Source organism: Luteimonas sp. TWI596 (assembly GCF_039674105.1).
Taxonomy (GTDB): domain Bacteria; phylum Pseudomonadota; class Gammaproteobacteria; order Xanthomonadales; family Xanthomonadaceae; genus Luteimonas.
Map to the genome: position 1 here is coordinate 1 of NZ_JBDJMU010000034.1, position 18,768 is coordinate 18,768.

At 70.5% G+C, this 18,768-nt stretch carries 25 protein-coding genes and 1 pseudogene; 16 read left to right on the plus strand and 10 right to left on the minus strand.

The genetic code is table 11. The features are described from left to right. The coding region (locus ABE487_RS16595) for a transposase (protein ID WP_346452720.1) at positions 1 to 102 on the plus strand (102 nt) is incomplete at its 5' end. Between the two features lie 146 nt (positions 103 to 248). Here the strand turns inward: ABE487_RS16595 and ABE487_RS16600 are convergent. Then, entirely contained in the window at positions 249 to 611 is a 363-nt protein-coding gene (locus ABE487_RS16600) for an EF-hand domain-containing protein (protein ID WP_255493067.1), read from the minus strand. Positions 612 to 991: 380 nt separating this feature from the next. Between ABE487_RS16600 and ABE487_RS16605 the strand changes: the two genes are divergently transcribed. Beyond that, entirely contained in the window at positions 992 to 2,176 is a 1,185-nt protein-coding gene (locus ABE487_RS16605) for a PQQ-dependent sugar dehydrogenase (RefSeq protein WP_346452711.1), read from the plus strand. A gap of 67 nt (positions 2,177 to 2,243) precedes the next feature. Here the strand turns inward: ABE487_RS16605 and ABE487_RS16610 are convergent, their stop codons facing one another. After that, positions 2,244 to 3,029: a lytic transglycosylase domain-containing protein gene (locus ABE487_RS16610; protein ID WP_346452712.1), complete on the minus strand. Its 786-nt coding sequence runs from the start codon at positions 3,027 to 3,029 to the stop codon at positions 2,244 to 2,246. Positions 3,030 to 3,135: 106 nt separating this feature from the next. Here ABE487_RS16610 and ABE487_RS16615 point away from each other — a divergent pair, with 106 nt between their 5' ends. After that, a complete protein-coding gene (locus ABE487_RS16615) occupies positions 3,136 to 3,654 on the plus strand; it encodes an adenine phosphoribosyltransferase (protein ID WP_346442868.1) in 519 nt (172 codons plus the stop codon). Positions 3,655 to 3,730: 76 nt separating this feature from the next. After that, on the plus strand, positions 3,731 to 4,210 hold the full coding sequence (locus tag ABE487_RS16620; RefSeq protein WP_346452713.1) for a cupin: 480 nt from the start codon (positions 3,731 to 3,733) through the stop codon (positions 4,208 to 4,210). Positions 4,211 to 4,238: 28 nt separating this feature from the next. On the opposite strand, the gene ABE487_RS16625 is transcribed toward ABE487_RS16620, so the two are convergent. Then, on the minus strand, positions 4,239 to 4,961 hold the full coding sequence (locus ABE487_RS16625) for an SOS response-associated peptidase family protein (protein ID WP_346452714.1): 723 nt from the start codon (positions 4,959 to 4,961) through the stop codon (positions 4,239 to 4,241). Positions 4,962 to 5,107: 146 nt separating this feature from the next. Here ABE487_RS16625 and ABE487_RS16630 point away from each other — a divergent pair, with 146 nt between their 5' ends. Beyond that, positions 5,108 to 5,311, plus strand: a complete 204-nt coding sequence (locus ABE487_RS16630; RefSeq protein WP_346442862.1) for a hypothetical protein — start codon at positions 5,108 to 5,110, stop codon at positions 5,309 to 5,311. A 38-nt stretch (positions 5,312 to 5,349) separates the two neighbouring features. Here the strand turns inward: ABE487_RS16630 and ABE487_RS16635 are convergent, their stop codons facing one another. After that, complete coding sequence (locus ABE487_RS16635; protein ID WP_346452715.1) at positions 5,350 to 5,637, minus strand: hypothetical protein; 288 nt, start codon at positions 5,635 to 5,637, stop codon at positions 5,350 to 5,352. A 264-nt stretch (positions 5,638 to 5,901) separates the two neighbouring features. On the opposite strand from ABE487_RS16635, the gene rnk reads away from it, so the two are divergent. Beyond that, positions 5,902 to 6,327 carry a nucleoside diphosphate kinase regulator gene (gene rnk, locus ABE487_RS16640; RefSeq protein WP_346442858.1) on the plus strand — a complete coding sequence of 142 codons (426 nt, stop codon included), beginning with the start codon at positions 5,902 to 5,904 and terminating at the stop codon, positions 6,325 to 6,327. Positions 6,328 to 6,377: 50 nt separating this feature from the next. Then, positions 6,378 to 6,563: pseudogene (locus ABE487_RS16645) on the plus strand (DNA-3-methyladenine glycosylase); the annotation flags it as partial. A gap of 12 nt (positions 6,564 to 6,575) precedes the next feature. On the opposite strand, the gene ABE487_RS16650 reads toward ABE487_RS16645, so the two are convergent. The 4 genes from ABE487_RS16650 to ABE487_RS16665 all read right to left on the minus strand — a co-directional run bounded on the left by ABE487_RS16650 (position 6,576) and on the right by ABE487_RS16665 (position 8,369). Continuing rightward, a complete protein-coding gene (locus ABE487_RS16650) occupies positions 6,576 to 6,899 on the minus strand; it encodes a thioredoxin family protein (RefSeq protein ID WP_346452716.1) in 324 nt (107 codons plus the stop codon). Between the two features lie 16 nt (positions 6,900 to 6,915). Beyond that, entirely contained in the window at positions 6,916 to 7,314 is a 399-nt protein-coding gene (locus ABE487_RS16655; protein WP_346442854.1) for a host attachment family protein, read from the minus strand. 102 nt (positions 7,315 to 7,416) lie between these two features. Further along, positions 7,417 to 7,965 carry a hypothetical protein gene (locus tag ABE487_RS16660; protein WP_346452717.1) on the minus strand — a complete coding sequence of 183 codons (549 nt, stop codon included), beginning with the start codon at positions 7,963 to 7,965 and terminating at the stop codon, positions 7,417 to 7,419. An 83-nt stretch (positions 7,966 to 8,048) separates the two neighbouring features. Then, complete coding sequence (locus ABE487_RS16665; RefSeq protein WP_346442850.1) at positions 8,049 to 8,369, minus strand: DUF6122 family protein; 321 nt, start codon at positions 8,367 to 8,369, stop codon at positions 8,049 to 8,051. A gap of 151 nt (positions 8,370 to 8,520) precedes the next feature. Between ABE487_RS16665 and ABE487_RS16670 the strand changes: the two genes are divergently transcribed. Together ABE487_RS16670 and ABE487_RS16675 are read left to right on the plus strand one after the other, a co-directional pair. Continuing rightward, complete coding sequence (locus ABE487_RS16670) at positions 8,521 to 10,146, plus strand: diguanylate cyclase (RefSeq protein WP_346447003.1); 1,626 nt, start codon at positions 8,521 to 8,523, stop codon at positions 10,144 to 10,146. A gap of 102 nt (positions 10,147 to 10,248) precedes the next feature. Continuing rightward, positions 10,249 to 10,959, plus strand: a complete 711-nt coding sequence (locus tag ABE487_RS16675) for a response regulator transcription factor (RefSeq protein ID WP_346442847.1) — start codon at positions 10,249 to 10,251, stop codon at positions 10,957 to 10,959. A gap of 104 nt (positions 10,960 to 11,063) precedes the next feature. Here ABE487_RS16675 and ABE487_RS16680 read toward each other — a convergent pair whose 3' ends face one another. Beyond that, the gene (locus ABE487_RS16680) at positions 11,064 to 11,687 is read right to left on the minus strand and encodes a hypothetical protein (protein WP_346452718.1); all 624 of its coding nucleotides are present in this window, start codon (positions 11,685 to 11,687) and stop codon (positions 11,064 to 11,066) included. A gap of 325 nt (positions 11,688 to 12,012) precedes the next feature. Between ABE487_RS16680 and ABE487_RS16685 the strand changes: the two genes are divergently transcribed. The 7 genes from ABE487_RS16685 to ABE487_RS16715 are packed head-to-tail and all read left to right on the plus strand — an operon-like array spanning position 12,013 to position 18,176. Next, positions 12,013 to 13,437 carry a Do family serine endopeptidase gene (locus ABE487_RS16685; protein ID WP_346442843.1) on the plus strand — a complete coding sequence of 475 codons (1,425 nt, stop codon included), beginning with the start codon at positions 12,013 to 12,015 and terminating at the stop codon, positions 13,435 to 13,437. Positions 13,438 to 13,492: 55 nt separating this feature from the next. Then, positions 13,493 to 13,849: a hypothetical protein gene (locus ABE487_RS16690; protein WP_346442841.1), complete on the plus strand. Its 357-nt coding sequence runs from the start codon at positions 13,493 to 13,495 to the stop codon at positions 13,847 to 13,849. A gap of 12 nt (positions 13,850 to 13,861) precedes the next feature. Beyond that, positions 13,862 to 14,383: a phage holin family protein gene (locus ABE487_RS16695; protein WP_346442839.1), complete on the plus strand. Its 522-nt coding sequence runs from the start codon at positions 13,862 to 13,864 to the stop codon at positions 14,381 to 14,383. Next, positions 14,380 to 14,919, plus strand: a complete 540-nt coding sequence (locus tag ABE487_RS16700) for a protein sip-5 (RefSeq protein WP_346442837.1) — start codon at positions 14,380 to 14,382, stop codon at positions 14,917 to 14,919. Before ABE487_RS16695 ends, ABE487_RS16700 begins: the two co-directional genes overlap by 4 nt. Positions 14,920 to 14,947: 28 nt before the next feature. After that, positions 14,948 to 16,069 (plus strand): AI-2E family transporter, encoded by a 1,122-nt coding sequence (locus ABE487_RS16705; RefSeq protein ID WP_346442835.1) that lies wholly within the window; start codon positions 14,948 to 14,950, stop codon positions 16,067 to 16,069. Between the two features lie 22 nt (positions 16,070 to 16,091). After that, positions 16,092 to 16,805: an HAD-IA family hydrolase gene (locus ABE487_RS16710; RefSeq protein WP_346447006.1), complete on the plus strand. Its 714-nt coding sequence runs from the start codon at positions 16,092 to 16,094 to the stop codon at positions 16,803 to 16,805. 12 nt (positions 16,806 to 16,817) lie between these two features. Continuing rightward, on the plus strand, positions 16,818 to 18,176 hold the full coding sequence (locus tag ABE487_RS16715) for a leucyl aminopeptidase family protein (RefSeq protein ID WP_346452719.1): 1,359 nt from the start codon (positions 16,818 to 16,820) through the stop codon (positions 18,174 to 18,176). Between the two features lie 39 nt (positions 18,177 to 18,215). Here ABE487_RS16715 and ABE487_RS16720 read toward each other — a convergent pair whose 3' ends face one another. After that, positions 18,216 to 18,614: a hypothetical protein gene (locus ABE487_RS16720; protein ID WP_346442829.1), complete on the minus strand. Its 399-nt coding sequence runs from the start codon at positions 18,612 to 18,614 to the stop codon at positions 18,216 to 18,218. Positions 18,615 to 18,768: the final 154 nt, after the last annotated feature.

Below are 18,768 nucleotides of genomic sequence, written 5' to 3' on the forward strand. Positions count from 1 at the left end.
AACAACACCATCAAGGTCATCAAGCGCCGTGCCTACGGGTACCGCGATCAGGAGTACTTCTTCCTGAAGATCCGCGCAGCCTTCCCCGGAATTCAGCGATGAACCTTTTTTAAGCGCGACTCCGGCGGCCCTGCGGTTGCCGACCGCAGTGAACTGCGTCCTCGCGCATTCAAAGAAAAGCGGCCCCGAAAGGAGCCGCTTTGGTCTGGACCGCAGGCCGCGATGCCGCGGCCTGCAATGGGCGAGACTCAGTTCTCGCTGGCGCCGGCACCCGAGGTCTGGGCGTTGACGTAGTTGCGGTACTCCTCCGGCGTGATGAAGCCATCGCCGTCGGCATCGACGTCACTGAAGACCTGCGCCAGGCCCTCCAGGCCCGCGGCCTCGGTCTGGCTCAGACGGCCGTCGCCGTCGGTGTCCAGGTCGGCCCAGGTGACCTGGCCCTGCTGCGCCTGCGGCGCCTCGGCCGTCGCATCCTGCGCGTAATCCTGCGTGGTCGCCTCGGTGGTCGGCGGCGCCTGCTCCGCGGTCGGATCCTGCGCGAATGCCATCGGCATCGCCATCGCGGCACCCAGAGCAATGGCGGCGATCAGCGGCTTGCGAGCATTCTTCATCGTGGTCTCTCCTGCGTTTCTTTGGGGAAGTTGGCGCGGGGGTACTTCATCCTCGTCGTGGATACCGCACGGTCCCTACCCTGCCTGCGCCGAAATGAACCGCCCCGCCCTCTGAATCGCGCCTGATTACGAGCCTTTAACCACGCGCTGTCCGATGCGGGCTAAGCCAATGTTCCCGATGGGTGAACGCAGCGCCGTCAGCCCCCGTCACGACCAGCTTTATCGAACGCACCAGCTCGCTGTCTCACGTTCGCGACGGGGCGTGACTCGATGAACGCCAACACAATATTTACGAAGCGCCGCGATTTCACAGGCGTTCCTGCTGATCCGCAGCCGTATGCCACACTCGGGTTTTCCCCGATTGTTTCCTGGAGAACCGCATGCCACGACTGCTCGCGCTCGCCCCGCTCGCCGCCTCGCTGTTGTTGACGACCGGCTGCGATGGCACCGCCGCCAACAACGCACCGACGACGGCACCGGCCTCGAGCGGCGAACAGACCGCGCGCGACGCCGCCGGTGCGGATGCGATCGAGGGCCTGCCGTTCGCGAGCACCGCAGTCGCCACCTTCAACGAACCGTGGGCTCTGGCGTTCCTGCCCGACGGCCGCCTGCTGGTGACCGAGAAGGCCGGGACGCTGAAGCTGGTGACGCTGCCCGACGGGCAGGCGCGCGAGATCGCCGGTGTCCCTGCCGTGGCCTATGCAGGTCAGGGCGGCCTGGGCGATGTCGAGCCGCACCCGCAGTTCGCGCAGAACGGCCTGATCTACCTGAGCTATGCCGAGGACGGCAAAGGCGGCCGCGGTGCGGCCGTGGCGCGCGGCCGCCTGGACGTCGAGGCCGGCACGCTCGAGGATGTCGAGGTGATCTGGCGCCAGGTGCCCAAGGTCTCGGGCAACGGCCATTACGGCCACCGCCTCGCGTTCGACCGCGACGGCAAGCTGTGGATCTCCTCGGGCGAGCGGCAGAAGTTCGATCCGTCGCAGGACATGGCCTCCAACCTCGGCAAGATCCTGCGGCTCGAGGACGACGGCCGCGTGCCGGCCGACAACCCGTTCGTCGACCAGGGCGGCGTCGCGGCGCAGGTCTGGTCGCTCGGCCATCGCAATCCGCTGGGGATCGCGTTCGATGCGCAGGGCCGGCTGTGGAACAGCGAGATGGGCCCGGCCGGCGGCGACGAGCTGAACCTGGTCAAGCGCGGCGCGAACTACGGCTACCCGATCGTCTCCAACGGCAACCACTACGACGGCCGGCCGATTCCCGACCACGACACCCGCCCCGAGTTCGAGAAGCCGGCGATCACCTGGACGCCGGTGATTTCACCCTCGAGCCTGATGGTCTACTCGGGCAACCTGTTCCCGGCATGGACCGGCAACGCTTTCATCGGCGGCCTGTCGGGCCAGACCCTGGTGCGCGTGGAAATCGACGGCGACAGCGCGCGCGAGGCCGAGCGCTTCGCGATGCGCGCGCGCATCCGCGGCCTCGAGCAGGGGCCCGACGGCGCGCTGTGGGTCATCGAGGACGGCGAGGACGGCCGGCTGATCCGGCTGACGCCGCGCGAAGGCTGAGCGCGTCGGCGTCGCCGATACGCAACGCTCTGGCAGAGCCGCGCAGCCGCGGCCTGCCGGCGGCCGGTCAGAGCGCCGGCCGCTCGATCGGGTTGCCCATCGCCGCCCGATAGCGCACATACAACGCCTGCACCTTCGCGATGTAGGCCTGCGTCTCGGCGTAGGGCGGCACGCCGCCATAACGCGTGACGGCACCGATCCCGGCGTTGTAGGCCGCCAGCGCCAGCGTGCGGTCGCCGTCGTAGCGACGCAGCAAGGCGTGCAGGTGCCGCGCGCCGGCCCGGATCGATTCGCTAGGCGCGTGCGGATCGGCGACACCGTAGTCGGCGATCACGTCCGGCATCAGCTGCATCACCCCGCGCGCGCCCTTGGGCGACACTGCATCGGCATCGAAGCCGCTTTCGGCATGCGCGATCGCGCGCAGCCAGGCCTCGTCGAGTCCGTAGCGCTTCGCAGCCGCCGCGAACACGGCCGAATGCGGCTGCAGCCTGGCCGTACCGACCGCGCCCAGGCCCTCGTGCGCGGGCTCGCCCGGCGGCGTGTGGGCGGTGAAGCGCAGGTATGGGCGTGCGCCCGGCAATCGACGCGTGCCGTAGACCAGCGCCCCGTCCTGTTCGCGCTCGTAGAGCACGCCACTGAACACGCCCATCGCGCCCCACAGGTTCGGCGTCTGCACCGCATCGTCGGGGACCTGCCGCGCCTCGCATGTCGACCCGGGCTCGGGCGCCGTCGACAGGCTCACCGTGCCGTCGCGCACGCAGCGCCAGACCGTGCGTGCCTGCCCGGGCGTCGCACACAGCACGGTGGCCAGAACGATGCCGCACGCGGCAAGCGAGGGACGGCGGACGGGCATCGGAACTCCGGCGGGCAATCCCGGCCAATTACGCCCGGCCCGGTGAACATTGTGTCGGCGGCACGATTGGGGCGATCATCCCCGCCCCCCGCCCGAGCCCCCTTCGATGCCGCACTGGTCCACGCTGATCCGCGAGATCCCCGATTTCCCCAAGCCCGGCATCGTCTTCAAGGACATCACCCCGGTGCTGGCCGAGGGCGCCGCGTTCGCCGCTGCGATCGAGGCGATGGCCGCGCCATGGCGCGACACGCCGCCGACCGCATTCGTCGGCATCGAATCGCGTGGCTTCATCTTCGCCGCCGCCCTCGCCCAGGCGCTGGGCACTGGGTTCGTGCCGGTGCGCAAGCCCGGCAAGCTGCCTGCGCGGGTGCTGCAGCACGACTACGCGCTCGAGTACGGCCAGGACCGGCTGGAGATGCACGCCGACGCGTTGCCGCCCGGCGCGCGCGTGGTCCTGGTCGACGATGTGCTGGCGACCGGCGGTACGCTGCGCGCGGCGTATGCCCTGGCGCGTGCGCAGGGCGCCGAGGTCGTCGGCGCGACGGTCCTGGTCGAACTGGCGGCGCTCGGTGGACGGACGCGCTGGAACGATGCGGTGCCCTTGCACGTCGCATTGCCGGGGTGACGGCACAGGGCGGTCGTCGCGGCGCTTCGACGGGAGGCGACCTATCGTGCGGGTCCCCACCTGTCGCACCCGCCCCATGCACGAGGAACGCCTGACCCTGAGTCGCAACGACTGGATGCCCAACAATCCCCGGCTTGCGGTGCGGATCTACCGTGGCCTGCGCACGGCGAGCGATGCGCCGTTCGACGCCGCGGCCTTCGAGGCCCGCTTCGGGGCCAATGGCTGGCCTGCCGACTGGCGCGGTGGGATCTACGACTACCACCACTTCCATTCGAGCGCTCACGAGGTACTCGGTGTGGCCGCCGGTACCGCCACGCTGATGCTGGGCGGCGCCGGTGGCACGATCGTCGAGGTCGCCGCGGGCGATGCGGTGCTGCTGCCGGTCGGTACCGGCCACTGCTGCGTGCAGGCCGATGCGGCATTCCGCGTCGTCGGCGCCTATCCCCGCGGCCAGGAGTGGGACATCCAGCGCGCGGCGCCGGATGCCAAGACGCTCCAGCGCATGCACGCCGTGCCCGACCCGCGTCGCGACCCGGTGACCGGCAAGCGCTTCTGATCCGCGCCGCCAACGCCGCGCCTGCGATTCAGTCGTCGTCCTCGTCGAAGGCCTGTGCAAGCCAATCGCCGTCCGTCTCGTCGTCGTGGGGCGCGTGCGGGGCGGGCTCGAGCAGCGTGTAATCGTCGACATCGGGGCTGCGAATGCGCCGCGAGACCCGATAGGCCTCCAGCAATGGCTGCGGCATGGTCTCCAGGAAGCGCAACGCCGCGGGCGGGCCGGCCAGCCAGTCGCCGATTGCCGCGGCCGGCATGAACACCGGACCGTCGGGCACCAGCGGCGCCGGGATCGCCGGGTTGGGATGGGTCAGCACCGCGAACGTGTACAGCTCGGGTGTGTCCTTGGCCCAGTGGTCCCACAGCCCGGCAGCGAACAGCGGCTCGCCGTCCTGCGCCTGGATGAAGTACGGCACCGGCGTCTCGCCGCTGCGGTCCCATTTGTAGTAGCCATTCATCGGCACCGCGCAGCGGCGGGTCTCCCAGGGCCGCCGGAAGATCCGGCTGCGCGGGGCCCGCGCCAGACGCGCGGTCACCGTGGTGTAGGGCGTTTCGGGCAACGGCGACCAGCGCGGCACCAGGCCCCAGTCGAAGTCCTCGACGACCGGGCCGTCGCCACGGTCGAAGATCACCGCCGCCGGACGCCGTTTGCCGATGTTGTAGCGCGGCGGCGTCACCGACAACGCCTCGCCGACCGTCCGAGGCAGCGCCGGCGGCCATGGCGCATCGCCGAAGGCCTGCACGAACCTACGCATTGCTGGGACCGCGCGCCATCGGCGCAGGCTGTCGGCTGGACATGCGTGCAGTCTCTCCCCGATCGCGTGAAGCCACCGCGCTGGTCTTCACGCGCTGCCCGCACGCTGCGGGCCACGGTCGTGCGTTCCCCACACAGGACGCCCGCATGCAACGCACGCCAGATCCGCAGGATGCCCCGATGCCCGATGGCGACGTGCCGGGTTCGGCGCCCCATCCGATGCACGACCCGATGCCTGACCGGCCGATCGATCCGCCCGTGCCGACGCCGGGCGACCCCGAACGGGATCCGCAGCCGCAGCGCGACCCACCGTCGCCCACCCGGCCGCAGGACCCGCCGCAACCGGTCTGACAGGGGGCGCGTGCCGCGCCCCTGCCCGAAGGGGCGCATCACGCCATCGCGGGCGCCCGCGGCAGCCAACGGGCGTCGGCCTCGCGCTGGGGCAGTGGCGAGGCCGGCGCAATCGGCGGGACCAAGCGCTCGCTCTCGTAGCCGCCATCCACGCTATGGATGCGCACGACGGCGCCGCACAGCAGCACTGAGGCGTCGCAGGCCAACTGCCGGAACGCGGCATCGCGCGTGGGATGGTGCGACAGCGTACGCCCGGAACCGGCATCGAGCAGGGTCCAGTCGAGCGAGGCCGCGCAGTGGCGCAGCAGATAGCGGATCGGCGTCATGGTGGCCCCGGTCAATGAGAAGGTGAGACCGGGCGTCCCGGCGACGACGCATCATGAAGACCCTCCGATGAGGGTACGGTGTGCAGCCCGGCGATGGGCTGCACTATCTGCACGAACGCCAACCGCGGCCCCCCCCGCGGCCGGGTGGGATCGCCAGCGCGCCCGCGGCGGGGCACAATCGACCTCGGGGCGGCGCGAGGGCGTCGCCTTTCGTCTGTGTCCTGCCGGCGCGACCGCTGCCGGCCCTTCTTGATGGAGAACCTGATGTCCACGCTTCCCCGCAGCGGCCTGCCGCCGTCCGATGCCGGCGCCACGCCTGCGATCACTGTATCCAGCATCGACCTGGCGCGGCTCGAAGCCATGCTGCAGTCGCCCGCGCTGCGCAACCACCCAACGGCCGAACTGCTCCAGCGTGAGCTCGACCGGGCCGAGGTGCTGGCCCCCGACGCCATGCCCCCCGAGGTCGTGCGCATGAACACGGTCGTCGAGTGCGAGGACGCCGACGGTGCGCCGCGCCATCTCACCCTGGTCTATCCCCAGGAGGCGGACGTCGCCAAAGGCCACGTCTCGGTGCTCGCACCGGTCGGCGCCGCATTGCTCGGACTGTCGATCGGACAGTGCATCGACTGGCCGACGCCCGGCGGCGTCCTGCGCCTGCGCGTCACCTCCGTGCAGCCGCCCGAGAGCTGATCCGCCCAGGCTTCGCGCGCCGGCGATGCCGGCAGCGGCAAGCTCGTGCCATGCGTCCCCTGCCCCGATCGTTGTACGCGCGCGACGCCCGCAGCGTTGCGCCGGACCTGCTCAACAAGCGCCTGGTGGCCCGCGATGGCCGCCAGGCCCGCATCCTCGAGGTCGAGGCCTGCGGCGCCGAGGACGCGGCGGCCCATTCGTTCCGCGGCCCGACGGCGCGCAAGCGGGTGCACCGCCGACCACGCGGCTCAGTCGGAGGCGGCGAGCGCCGCCTCTACATCGGCGACCGAACCGGGCCGCGTGACCCGGGCGACCTCCACGCCGTCGCGCAGCACGATCAGAGTCGGCCACAGCTTGACCCCGAAGCTGCGCCCCAGCGGCCGCCCCTTGCCGTCCTCGACCTTGATATGGGCGAGATCCTGACGCCCCTCGATCGCGGCGCGCAGCAGCGGCTGGGCGGCCTGGCAGTGGCCGCACCAGTTCGTTCCGAACTCGAGCGCGAGCACGCCGGTGGTGGCATCGATGTCGTCGCGCGTCGGCCCATCGGCGGCGTAGTGCGCAATCCAGCCCATGGTCAGTCGCCCCGACTCAAGACAGTGCACGCTCGATCGCATCGAGCGGCAGGTTCGTATAGTCCTTGGCCAGGTCCGCGACCAGGCGCTGGGTGGTTTCCTTGTGCAGCAACGGCCGCACCCGCCCCAGCGTGTGCGGATCGGCGATCAGCACCAGGTCGGTGAACCTGTTCTTCAACGCGCCTTCGTTGAGCCCCAGCGCCAATTGCTTGGCGAACGTGGCCTCGTCGAGCTGGGATGCGCTCGATTCGGCGGGCATCGCGCCGGCCGGGCCGTCGTCGTCGAGGTTCATGCCCTCCAGCAGCGCCTCCTGGCGCAGTGTCAACGCGCCTGCCTCGCCGACATTGGTGAACACGCGCGCCGCGCCCCCATTGGCCACCACGATCATTGCGCCCTGGGGAATTTTCATCGTCATCGTCTCGCCTCCACTTGCTGCATCGCGCCGGATGGCGCGCACCCAATGTAGGCAGGCGGGTGTGAGCGCGACGCAATGCGACGCGGGTCGAGGGCGGCGCGCTCAGCGCCAGGGCCGACGCCCCTCGGTCCACGAGTCCGAGCGCGTACGCCCGGCCGGCCACGACTCGTGGATGTCGCGCCAGGTCGGCCCGAACGGCGTATCGAATGCGTCGTAAACGCCGTTGCCGGGCAGCAGGCCCAGACCGGGGTAGCCGACGGGACCGTCGTAGCGCGCCACGCGCAGATTGAGGTTCACGGTACCGCCCGCCTCGCCTGCGCGCTCGCGGCACAGATTCAGATCGGCGGCGTTCCAGTGACTGGTACCGCCGCGCGAGGAATGGCCAATCCCCGTGCTGACGCTGCCGGTCACCGCGCGCGCCTGGCCGTCGGGCGCGGTCGGGCAGCCGCCACGCCGCAGGGCGTCATCGTGGCGTTGGCGCCAAGCGGGCGTCGCCGTGCGCGGACCGGTGTACTCGCCCTCGCCGAATGCGGCCTCGCCGGTGAACATCGGCGTTGGCGGCAGGCGCAGGTCGGCGCGTCCATCGCCGGCATTGGCCAACGGCGGCGCCAGCGCCACCGCAAGCAGCCAGGTCAGCATCGAAGTGCGCATGCGCAGATCCCGTTACGCCCGAGAGCGACGGCTCACGCTACCAGTGTTTCGTTGAATCGCTGCTGGCCGCGGCCCGATGGCCGTCAGCCGTGACGCATCCACAGGCAATCGATCGCATCCAGCGCGATGTGCACCAGCAGCCCGATCGCAAGCAGGCGGGTACGACGCGGCACCATCAGGGCGCCATAGACCGCGATCGCAGGCGCGGTGTGCAGTGGGTGGAAGCCGATGCTGCAGCGGTCGGGCTGATACACCGGGTCGGCGAGCAGATGATCGAGATCGATCAGCCAGCCGAGCAACAGCAGGCCCCAGGCGCGCAGGAACCGCTGGCGCCAGAACATCCAGGCCAACAGCGCCGGTACCGCGGCATGGAGCAGGAGATGGACGATGGCACGCGAACCCATCGTGAGTGTCCGCCGGGCGCGACAGGGTCGCCACCTCGGAAGGACGGCCGCCCCCCCGCATCCCGTACCATGTCGTCCCTTCCTTGGGAAGGCGCAGGGGCTGCTTCGACGCGAAGCGATGGACACGGCAGGCATGAAGGCGGGATCGGGGATGCGCAAAGCGGGGCTGCTGACGATCTGCGCAGGCGTGCTGTCGCTGGCGGCCTGCGTCGGGTGGCATGACGATGCGCCCATGGTCACGGGTCAGCCGACGACGGCGATCGAGACCTCCCAGACCTGCGAGCACGTCCACATCGGCCCGCACATCGCGCTGCGCCTGCCTGCACCCGAAGGCGGCTGGTCCGGCGCGCCGCAGGCCGTGGTGGTGATGAACACCTTCGCCGGCTCGGTCGACATCCAGCACGGCACGCGTCTTCGCTGCGGCTCGCCCGAAGATGCCCGGTCGCTGGATTCACGCTTCCGCACCGGGGTCGGCGCGGTGATCGTGCCCGAGGCGGGCGACACCGCGCCGATCGAAGTCGGGTTCGACGACAACGCGCTGCCGCTGTGGCGCCCGATCGTCCAACTGGGCGAGCCTGCGCCGATGCAGCGGGCCGACATCGCACGCTTCGCGATCCGCATCGCATCGATCGCGGTCGTACTGACGCTGCTGGTCTCGGCGCTGCTGGCATTCTTCGCCACCCGCGAGCGCGCATTCGCCAGCTATGCGGCCGCCGCATCGCTGTTCGCGCTTTGGCAGGCGCTGCTGTCCGGGCTGTGGGCCTGGCCGCGACCCTGGCTCCCGGTGGCCGGTGCGACCATCCCGGTCCTGGTCGCGCTGGGACTGGGCATGGCCGGGCTGACCGCCAACGCGTTGCTGCTCCAGTCGGGCCTGCGACAGCGACGACCGCGGCTCGCTCGCGCCGCCACCTGGGGAACGCACGGCCTGGTCGCCACCGCCATCGTGGTCCCATGGCTGCCGGTGCAGGCGGTGGCCGCCCTTTCGGTCGCGATCGAACTGGGCTTCTACCTGCTCTGCGTCGCGTTTGCGATCGCGGCACTGACCGCGCTGACCGCGCTGACGCAGCGCCGCGGCGACCGCTTGCTGCTGCTGGCCGGCGTCATCCCGTTCCTGCCGATCGCCGGCCTGCAGGCGGCCTGGCCCGATGTTCTGGCACTGTGGAAGGTCGAGGCGTTCATGCTGGCCGGTGGCTGGCTGGCGTTGACCTGCAGCATGACCCTGACGCTGCGCCTGGGCCGGCTGCGGCGCCAGCGCGACGAGATGCGCATGCTCGCGCAGACCGATGCGCTGACCGGTCTGCCCAACCGGCGGGCCGCGCTGGAACGGCTCGAGCAGTGCATGGCCGATGCGCGCGATGCCGACACGCCGCTGACGATCGCTTTCCTCGACGTCGACCACTTCAAGCGCATCAACGACGTCCACGGCCACGAGACCGGCGACCGCGTCCTGCGTCATGTCGCCCGCGCGCTGCGACACGCATTCCGCGACGCCGACCACATCGCGCGCATGGGCGGCGAAGAGTTCCTGGCGATCCTGCCCGGGGCCGAGCCGGTCCATGCGCAGACCCGCATCGACGTGCTCCGCGTCTCGCTGCAAGACATCGGCAATGCGCTGGGCATCGCCGGCCTCCAGGTCACCCTCAGCGCCGGCGTCAGTGCCTTGCACCCGCTCGACCGGGACACCGCGGCCCTGCTGCGCCGCGCCGATGCAGCGATGTACGCGGCCAAGCGCGGCGGCCGCGACCGCACCGAAACCGCCGCGGCAGCGATCAGCTGACGACGCTGCACGGCCACAGCGCGCCGACGCCGGCGCGTTCACTGGGCCTGCACCGATCTGATGCGACTTTCGCCGACCTTCACTGCAGTCGGAGTTCGCTGGATGGCGCATCACAGCCCCGGAGGCCTCGTCCTTCTGGTCGAGGACAACCGCAATATTTCCGAGCCGGTCGGCGAATATCTCGAAAGCCGGGGATTCGAGGTGGACTATGCCGCCGACGGTCTGGACGCCTACAACATCGCCTCGGAAAACCCGTTCGACGTCATCGTGCTCGACCTGATGCTGCCACGGCTGGGCGGCATCGAAGTCTGCCGCCGCCTGCGCGCCGATGGCCGCAATTCGACCCCGATCCTGATGCTGACCGCACGCGACTCGCTGGAGGAGAAGATCGAGGGCCTGGAGGCCGGCGCGGACGACTACCTGACCAAACCGTTCGATATCAAGGAACTCGAGGCGCGGATCCGGGCGCTGATCCGTCGCGATCGCCGCGAGGTCGGGGCCGCGGTGCTGGAGGTAAGCGATCTGCGGCTGGACCCGGTCTCGCTGCGCGTCCAGCGCGGCGGCCGCGAGCTCAATCTCGCGCCGATCGCGATGAAGATCCTGACCATCCTGATGCGCGAGGCGCCGCGGGTGGTGACCCGCCGGGAGATCGAGCAGGAGATCTGGGGGCTGAGCCTGCCCGACTCCGACACCCTGCGCAGCCACTTGTACAACCTGCGCAAGATCATCGACCGCGACCAGCCGGTCCAGTTGTTGCACACGATCACCGGCGCGGGCTACCGGATCGCGGATCTCAGCCGGGCAGTCGCCTGAGCACGACCGCCATGCCGCAACGGCATGGCGGTCGTGCAGCCCCCCGTTGTCGTGCGGCTTCCCCCGCGTCGCGTGGCGCGGCGGAAGGCCCGACGCCCGAGCGCCTAGGGCGTCTTGGCGGCCGTCTTGCGCGGCGCCTTGGACGCCGTGCCGGGACGCGCTGTCTTGCTCGCAACCGCGCCTGGCCCGCGGGCGGTCGTGGCCCGGGTGGTGTTCTTGGTCGCCTTCTTGGTCGCCTTCTTGGTCGCCTTCTTGGTCGCCTTCTTGGTCGCCTTCTTGGTGACCTTCTTCGCAGCCTTCTTCACGGCCTTCTTGGCGACGTTGCCGGCCTCGGCAACCTTGCCGCCGGCGGTCTTCGCCGCCCGCTTGGCGCCCGGACGCGCAGACGTCGTCTTGGCGGTTTTCGCCGCACGCCCCTTCGCAGCGGCGCGTTCGGACGCGGTCCGTCCGGCGCCCTTGCGCTTGAGCGCGGCGATCTCGGCCGCGGCGGCCGACTGCGCGGTCTCCAGCGTCTCGCGCGCTGCCGCCACGCGCCGACTCACCGCATCGGCGGCCTTGGCCACGATGCGGCTGGCGCGATCGCCCAGCGTGCGTGCGCCGTCCGCCACGGCCGCCTCGGCGTGCCGGGCGGAGGTCTCGACCGATGCGGCGGCCGTCCGGACCCGCTTGCGCACGACAGCGACCACCTCGCCGGCGCGCCCGGCGGTCTTCCCCTTGCCCTTGCCCATGCTGCTGCCCTCGTGATCTGCGTACGGGCCCGTCGCCCGCATCGGGCAATGTAACGCGGCCCGATACCGTCGAATAGCCGCGCGTGCCGGTGGCTGGCGGGCATTCTCGGCAACGCGTGCCCGGCTCTCAAACCGATACCCACGGGTGCACAGCCGTCGCAGGACTGCGGACTTCAACACCGATTCAAGCGGACGCGGCGACACTGCGCCGGTGCTGGCGGCCGCGGGGCTTGCAGACGCTTGACCAACGCCGCCGCAACCACCACGTTCGATTTCCGATCCGATTCGTTCCGCCACGGCCACGCCGACAGGGGATGCCACCGCCATGCGAGCCAAGACCACGCTTCTCGCCCTGACTCTCGCCGCCGCATTCGGCGGCTTCGCCGCGACCGCGATGCGCGACGCGCTGCAACAGCCCGCGGCGGCAACGCCGCCCGGAACCGCCGCGGTGCCGATGGTCGCCCTGCCCGCCGCCGTCGACGGCCAGCCGCTGCCATCGCTGGCGCCGATGCTGCGCCAGGTCACGCCCTCGGTGGTGTCGGTGCATACCAAGCAGCGCGTGCGGGTCAGTCCGTTCGGCAACGATCCCTTCTTCCGGCGCATGTTCCCGGAGCTGTCGCAGGAGCGCATCAACGAATCGCTCGGCTCGGGCGTCATCGTCGATGCCGCGCAGGGCTACGTGCTCACCAACCACCACGTCATCGAAGGCGCCGACGATGTCTCGGTCACGCTGTCGGACGGCCGCACGCTGGAGGCCGAATTCATCGGCTCGGACGTCGACACCGACGTGGCGCTGATGCGGGTCAAGGCGTCGGGCCTGACCGCGATCCCGCTCGCGCAGGACAGCAACCTGCAGGTCGGTGATTTCGTGGTCGCGGTCGGCAACCCGTTCGGGTTCGGGCAGACGGTGACCTCGGGCATCGTTTCGGCGGTCGAGCGCAGCAACGTGCCGGGCGTGGGCTTCCAGAACTTCATCCAGACCGATGCCTCGATCAATCCCGGCAACTCGGGCGGCGCACTGGTCAACCTGCGCGGCGAACTGGTCGGCATCAACACCGCCAGCTTCAACACCCAGGGCAGCATGGCCGGGAACATCGGCTTGGGCTTCGCGATTCCGATCGGCCTGGCGCGCAACGTGATGACCCAGCTGGCGACCACCGGCAGCGTGCAGCGCGGCACGCTCGGCGTCGACACCCAGACGGTCGATGCGCGCATCGCGCAAGGCCTGGGCCTGGAGACGCCGCGCGGCGCTGTCGTCACGCGCGTCTATGGCGGCTCGCCGGCCGCCGACGCCGGGCTGCGGACGGGCGATGTGGTGATCGCCGCCAACGGGCAGCGCATCGACAACAGCGAGTCCCTGCGCAACTTCCAGGGCCTGCAGACGCTTGATGCGCCGGTGACGCTGGAGGTGCTGCGCGATGGCAAGCCGCTGAAGATCGACACCCGCCTGCGCGCACTGCCTCGCGACGGCGCGAGCTTCGACCCGCGCCTGGCCGGCGCAACACTGGCCGACCTGCCCGAGGCGATCCGTCGCCAGAACAATCGCATTGGGGGCGTGCGGATCGAAAAGGTGGCCCCCGGCAGCCGGGCGTTCGACAATGGCCTCCGCGAAGGCGACCTGATCCTGGCGGCCAACAGTGGCGAGTTCCGCGATCTCGCCGGCTTCCGCGATTCGCTGGCCAACCGACCGACCGATCTGGCCATGCGCATTTCACGCGGCGGACGCATCTACAACGTGATCATGCGTTGACCCCATCCGCGCCGTGCGCATCCGCACGGCCCGTCCCACACAGGAGTGAGCGAACATGAGCCCCACCTCCACCGAAGCGGTGAAGTCCAATCTCGGCGAAGCCGGCAACCACCTGGCGCAGGCTGCGCGCGACGCGACCTCGGCCGTGAAGAATGCCGCCGGTGTCGCAGGCGACGAGCTCAAGCTCGGCAAGGCCAGCGTCAAGGCCGATCTCGCCGGTTCGGCCTCGGCCGGCCTGGCCGCCGTCGAGGAAGGCACCGCCGCTGCAAAGGAACAGGCCGATCTGCTCATGGAGAAGGGCCGCGACCTCATCGACAGCGCCGCCGACCTGATCCGCGAGCGTCCCATCGCAGCCTTCGGCACGGCGTTCGCGGCGGGCTGGATCATCGCCAAGCTCGCCCGCACCAAGTAATCGCGGATCGACATGACCGAGCGCGTGACCGGGGAAGACCCGCGCGAGGAGACACCCGCTGGCAGCGCGACCCGTGCTCCCGGCGAGGTGCCGCACCTGGATGAAAGCGTCCGCCGCGTCCGCGCGGCGGCCAAGGAGACCCTGGGCTCGGGGCTCGACACCGGACGCGCGCTGCGCAAGCTGGTCTCGGCCGACTTCGCCCTGGCGCGCAGCGCACTGGGACGGGCCCTGGCATGGTCGGCAGTCTCGGTGGTCTTCGGGGCTTCGGCCTGGCTGCTGGCCATGGGCGCGGCGATCGCGCTGCTGCAGTCCTGGGGCCTGTCGTGGTTGGCGTCGATCTCGATCGCGATGGCCATCAGCCTGCTGGTGACCGCGTTGGCGGCCTGGCGGGTCTCGGTGTTCTTCGATCATGCCGGCATGCACGCCACACGGCGTCAGCTGACCCGACTGGGGCTGTTCTCCGAAAGCGCGCACGACGATGACGACGAGCACGCTTCGCCCCCGCCGTCGGCGCAGACACCGAGGACGCCATGAATTTCGAAGGACTCAAGACACGGGTCGAACGGGCCGAGGCGTTGGTCGACGGGCGCGTGGTGCAGACGCTCGACCGCCATGCGGCATTGCGTTCGAGTTGGCGCGAGGCCTGGACACCGTCGCGCATTGTGATCGCCGGCCTGATCGGTGGGTTCGCGATGGGCGTGTCGCAGCCCAAGCTGGCGCTGCGCCGGCTGGGCAAGCTCGGCGGGCCGAAGTCGTTGCAGATGGTCAGCGCACTTTCGGGTCTGGCCTCATCGATCCAGGCGACGATCGCCGCGGTCACTGCCAAGCAGGCGGCCGACGCTGCCGATGCCTCCGAAGAGGCCGCGACCGATGCCGCCACAGAGACGACGTCGCCGGCGGCAGGCGTCGCCGCGACCGCCACTGCACGCGGCCGGGCCGATGGCGTCGCCGGCGCAGGCGATGGGCCGTCCGCGGAATCGCCCACCGACCGCCGTCGTCCGGAACCGGCCTACGCCGCCCAACCCCGGCCTGCCGAGGCCGCCACCGAAGTCTCGGAATCCGGACGCTGAGCGCGCCCCCGGCGCGCCCTCTTCTTCCATGAGCACCCCGACCACGCCGCCTCCCCCGGAGGATGCACCGCTGCCGGTGCCTACGCCTGTCGCGCCCCGACCGCGCGCGTCGACTGCACTGGTGGTGCTGGTCACGCTCGCGGTGCTGGTCACCTTGTGGGCCGCGCAGGGCGTCATCCTGCCTGTCCTGTTGGCGATGTTTTTCGCATTGATCGGCAATCCGGTGCTCCGCGGCCTGCGCCGCTTGTGGATTCCCCGCTTCCTCGGCGCCTTGCTGGTGCTGGCCGCCGGGCTCACCACCGCCGGGCTGCTGGGCACCCAGCTCTATGGGCCGGCGAGCGAATGGGTGCAGCAGGCGCCCAAGCAGCTGCGTGCGCTGGCACCGCGCCTGAAGCAGATGACCCAGCCGGTGCATCAGGCGAACCGGGCGGCGGAAACCTTCGCCCGTGCGACCGAGGACCGTCCGCAGCGTCGCGTGCAGTTGGTGCGGATCCAGGACGACAGCTCGTGGCGCACACTCGTCGCCACTCCGCGCATGCTCGCCTCGGTGCTGGCGGTGGTGCTGTTGACGTTCTTCTTCATGGTCTACGGCGAGAACCTGCAACGCAACGCGATCGCCCTGCTGCCCGACCGGCAGCGGCGCAAGCTCACGGTCGACATCCTGCAATCGATCGAGCGCGAGATCTCCCGCTACGTGCTGACCATTTCGATCATCAACACCCTGCTGGGCGCGCTGTTTGCCGGCATCTTGCTGTGGATGGGACTGCCGCTGCAGGAAGCGCTGTTGTGGGGCACGGTGGTCGCGCTGTTGAACTTCGCCCCCTATGTCGGTCCGCTGATCGGCGTACTGCTGATGCTGCTGATGGGCTTTGTCAGCTATGACGGCACCTGGCCGACCCCGGCCTGGGCGCCGGTGATTCCGGCGGCGATCTATCTGGCGCTGCACACGCTCGAAGGCCAGTTCGTCACCCCGATCGTGCTGGGTCGACGCATGGCGCTGTCGCCGCTGATGCTGGTGCTGGCGCTGCTGCTGTTCGGCTGGATGTGGGGCATCGTCGGGCTGCTGCTGGCGGTCCCGTTGCTGGTGTGCGTGAAGCTGGTGCTCCGCCGCCTGGAAGGCTTCGAGGGCTGGGCACGGCTGCTGGCCTGAGCGCGCCCGTTACAATGGCCGCATGCGATTCCCGATCCGTGCCATCACCATCGATCTCGACGACACCGTGTGGCCGTTCGCGCCGATCGGCGCACGCATCGAGCAAGCGCTCGACACGTTCCTGCGCGAACACAGCCCGGTGACTGCCGAGCGCTACCCGATCGAACGCATGCGCGCACTGCGCGCGCAGGTGTTCGCCGACAACGCGCACCTGGCGCACGATGTCGAGGCCCTGCGCCAGCTCACGATCGAGCACGCGCTGCGCGACAGTGGCGGCGATGTCGGCCTGCTCGACGCGGCCTACCGGGTGTTCCACGCCGAGCGCAACCGCATCGAGTTCTATCCCGACAGCCTCGATGCGCTGGCGCGGATCGCCGCCCGCGTGCCGATGGCTGCGCTGACCAACGGCAATGCCGATATCGAGCACATCGGCCTGTCGCATCTGTTCGCGTTCAAGCTGGCCGCGCGCGAGCACGGCGCGGCGAAGCCGGAGGCAAGCATCTTCCATGCTGCCTGCACGCGGCTGGGCTGCGCGCATGGCGACGTGCTGCACGTCGGCGACCACATCGAGATGGACGTAGCCGGCGCCGCGCGTGCAGGGCTGCGCAGCTGCTGGATCAACCGCGAGGGCCGCCGCTGGGAACATCCCGAGCTGGCTCCCGACCTCGAATTCGACACCCTCACCGCGCTCGCCGACTGGCTCGACACCGTGCCGACCGCTGCCGACGACGCCTGACCGGACCCGCCCATGACCGACATCACCGACGTGTTCGCCGCCGACGCGCGCGACGCCCGCCCGCTGCACATCGTCTCGCGCAACGACTACGCCGCTTGGCGCGACGGCCAGCCGGCGGCCATCGGCCACTGGCTCGATGCCCAGGCCTTCGACGGCGCACCGGGCACGTTGGCCCTACTGCCCGGCGACGAGGGACTGGCCGGCGCGGTGATCGGCATCGGCGATGCGCACGATCCCGACAGTTATGCGCATGCCGTCTACGGCCTGCCCGAGGGCTGCTGGCGACCGGTTGGCCACGACGCGGCCGAGGCGCTGCAGTTGGGCTGGGGCCTGGGCGCGTATCGCTTCACCCGCTACAAGGCCACCGCCCGCAAGCCGGCGCGGCTGGCCGTCGAGCCGGACCCGGCGATCGTCGACCTGATCGCCGCAACCGCGCGCGTGCGCGACCTGGTCAACACCCCGACCGAAGACATGGGACCCGAACAGATGGAGGCGGTGGTCGGCGACATCGCCGCCGCGCATGGCGCCACATTCGAAAGCATCGTCGGCGACGCATTGCTGGCGCGGAATTTCCCCGCCATCCATGCCGTGGGCCGCGCCTCGCACCGTGCGCCGCGCCTGCTGCACCTGCAATGGGGCGACGCCTCGCACCCGCATGTGGCCATCGTCGGCAAGGGCGTGTGTTTCGACACCGGCGGCCTGGACATCAAGCCGGCCGACGGCATGCGCAACATGAAGAAGGACATGGGCGGCGCGGCGCACGCGATCGCGCTGGCCGAACTGGTCATGGCGCGCCGGCTGCCACTGCGGATCACGCTGCTGGTGCCGGCGGTCGAGAACGCGATCGGCCCCGACGCGCTGCGACCGGGCGAGGTCATCGCCACGCGCAAGGGCATCAGTGTGGAGATCGACAACACCGATGCCGAGGGTCGTCTGGTGCTGTGCGACGCGCTCGCCTACGCCGCCGAGCAGTCGCCCGGCACGCTGCTCGATTTCGCCACGCTGACCGGTGCGGCGCGTATCGCGCTGGGGCCCGACCTGCCTGCGCTGTTCGCCAACGACGATGCCCTGGCCGCCGCCTGGATCGCCGGCGGCGAGGCCACCCGCGACCCGGTCTGGCGCATGCCGCTGTGGCGGCCGTACCTGCGCTATCTGACCAGCGGCATCGCCGACATCGCCAATGCCGGCTCGCGCATGGCCGGCAGCGTTACCGCGGCGCTGTACCTGGAGCGCTTCGTGCCTGGCGACCTGCCCTGGGCGCACCTGGACACCTACGCCTGGAACGACAGCAGCCGTCCGGGCCATCCGCAGGGCGGCGAGGCGCTGGGCCTGCGCGCGGCCTGGGCGATGCTGCAGGCGCGCTGCGGCTGACCGACCGCAGGCCGACGGCGTGGCGGCAACCCCGCGTCGTCAGCGCAGCCAGCCGCGCCGTGCGGCCGCGCGCGCGAACAGCCAGATCGAGCCGACCACCAGCACCAGCAGCAGCGGCATCCAAGGGCCGGGCGGAAACAGCGCGGGCTGCAGCGCCAGGCCGGCCCCGACCAACGCCGCGACCGCGACGAAGGCCGCAAGCAGCATCGGCACCGCCCAGCGGCGGGCCAGCAGCAGCGCGACCGAACCGGACGTGCCGGCGACCACGGCCAGGCCGGAGACGAGATCGAACCAAAACGGGATCGCGGTCGCGGCGGTCTCAGCCTGCGCCGGCAGCGTGGCCAGCCGCAGCATCAGCAGCAACAGGCCGAACAGGTACCACAGCAATGCGATGAGGGCGACGACACGGCCGCCCAGCGGCATCGAGGATCGGATCACGGGGCCTTCCGGCAGACGTGCACAGGTGAGCACGGGCCATCGAGGCTAGCTGTGATCTTTCAGTAGGTTGTTCATCCGGGGCGTCTCTGGAAGATGGGGGGTTACCAAGCCAACCCAGCCCCAGGAGCCCCGGATGAACCTGCATAAACATGCC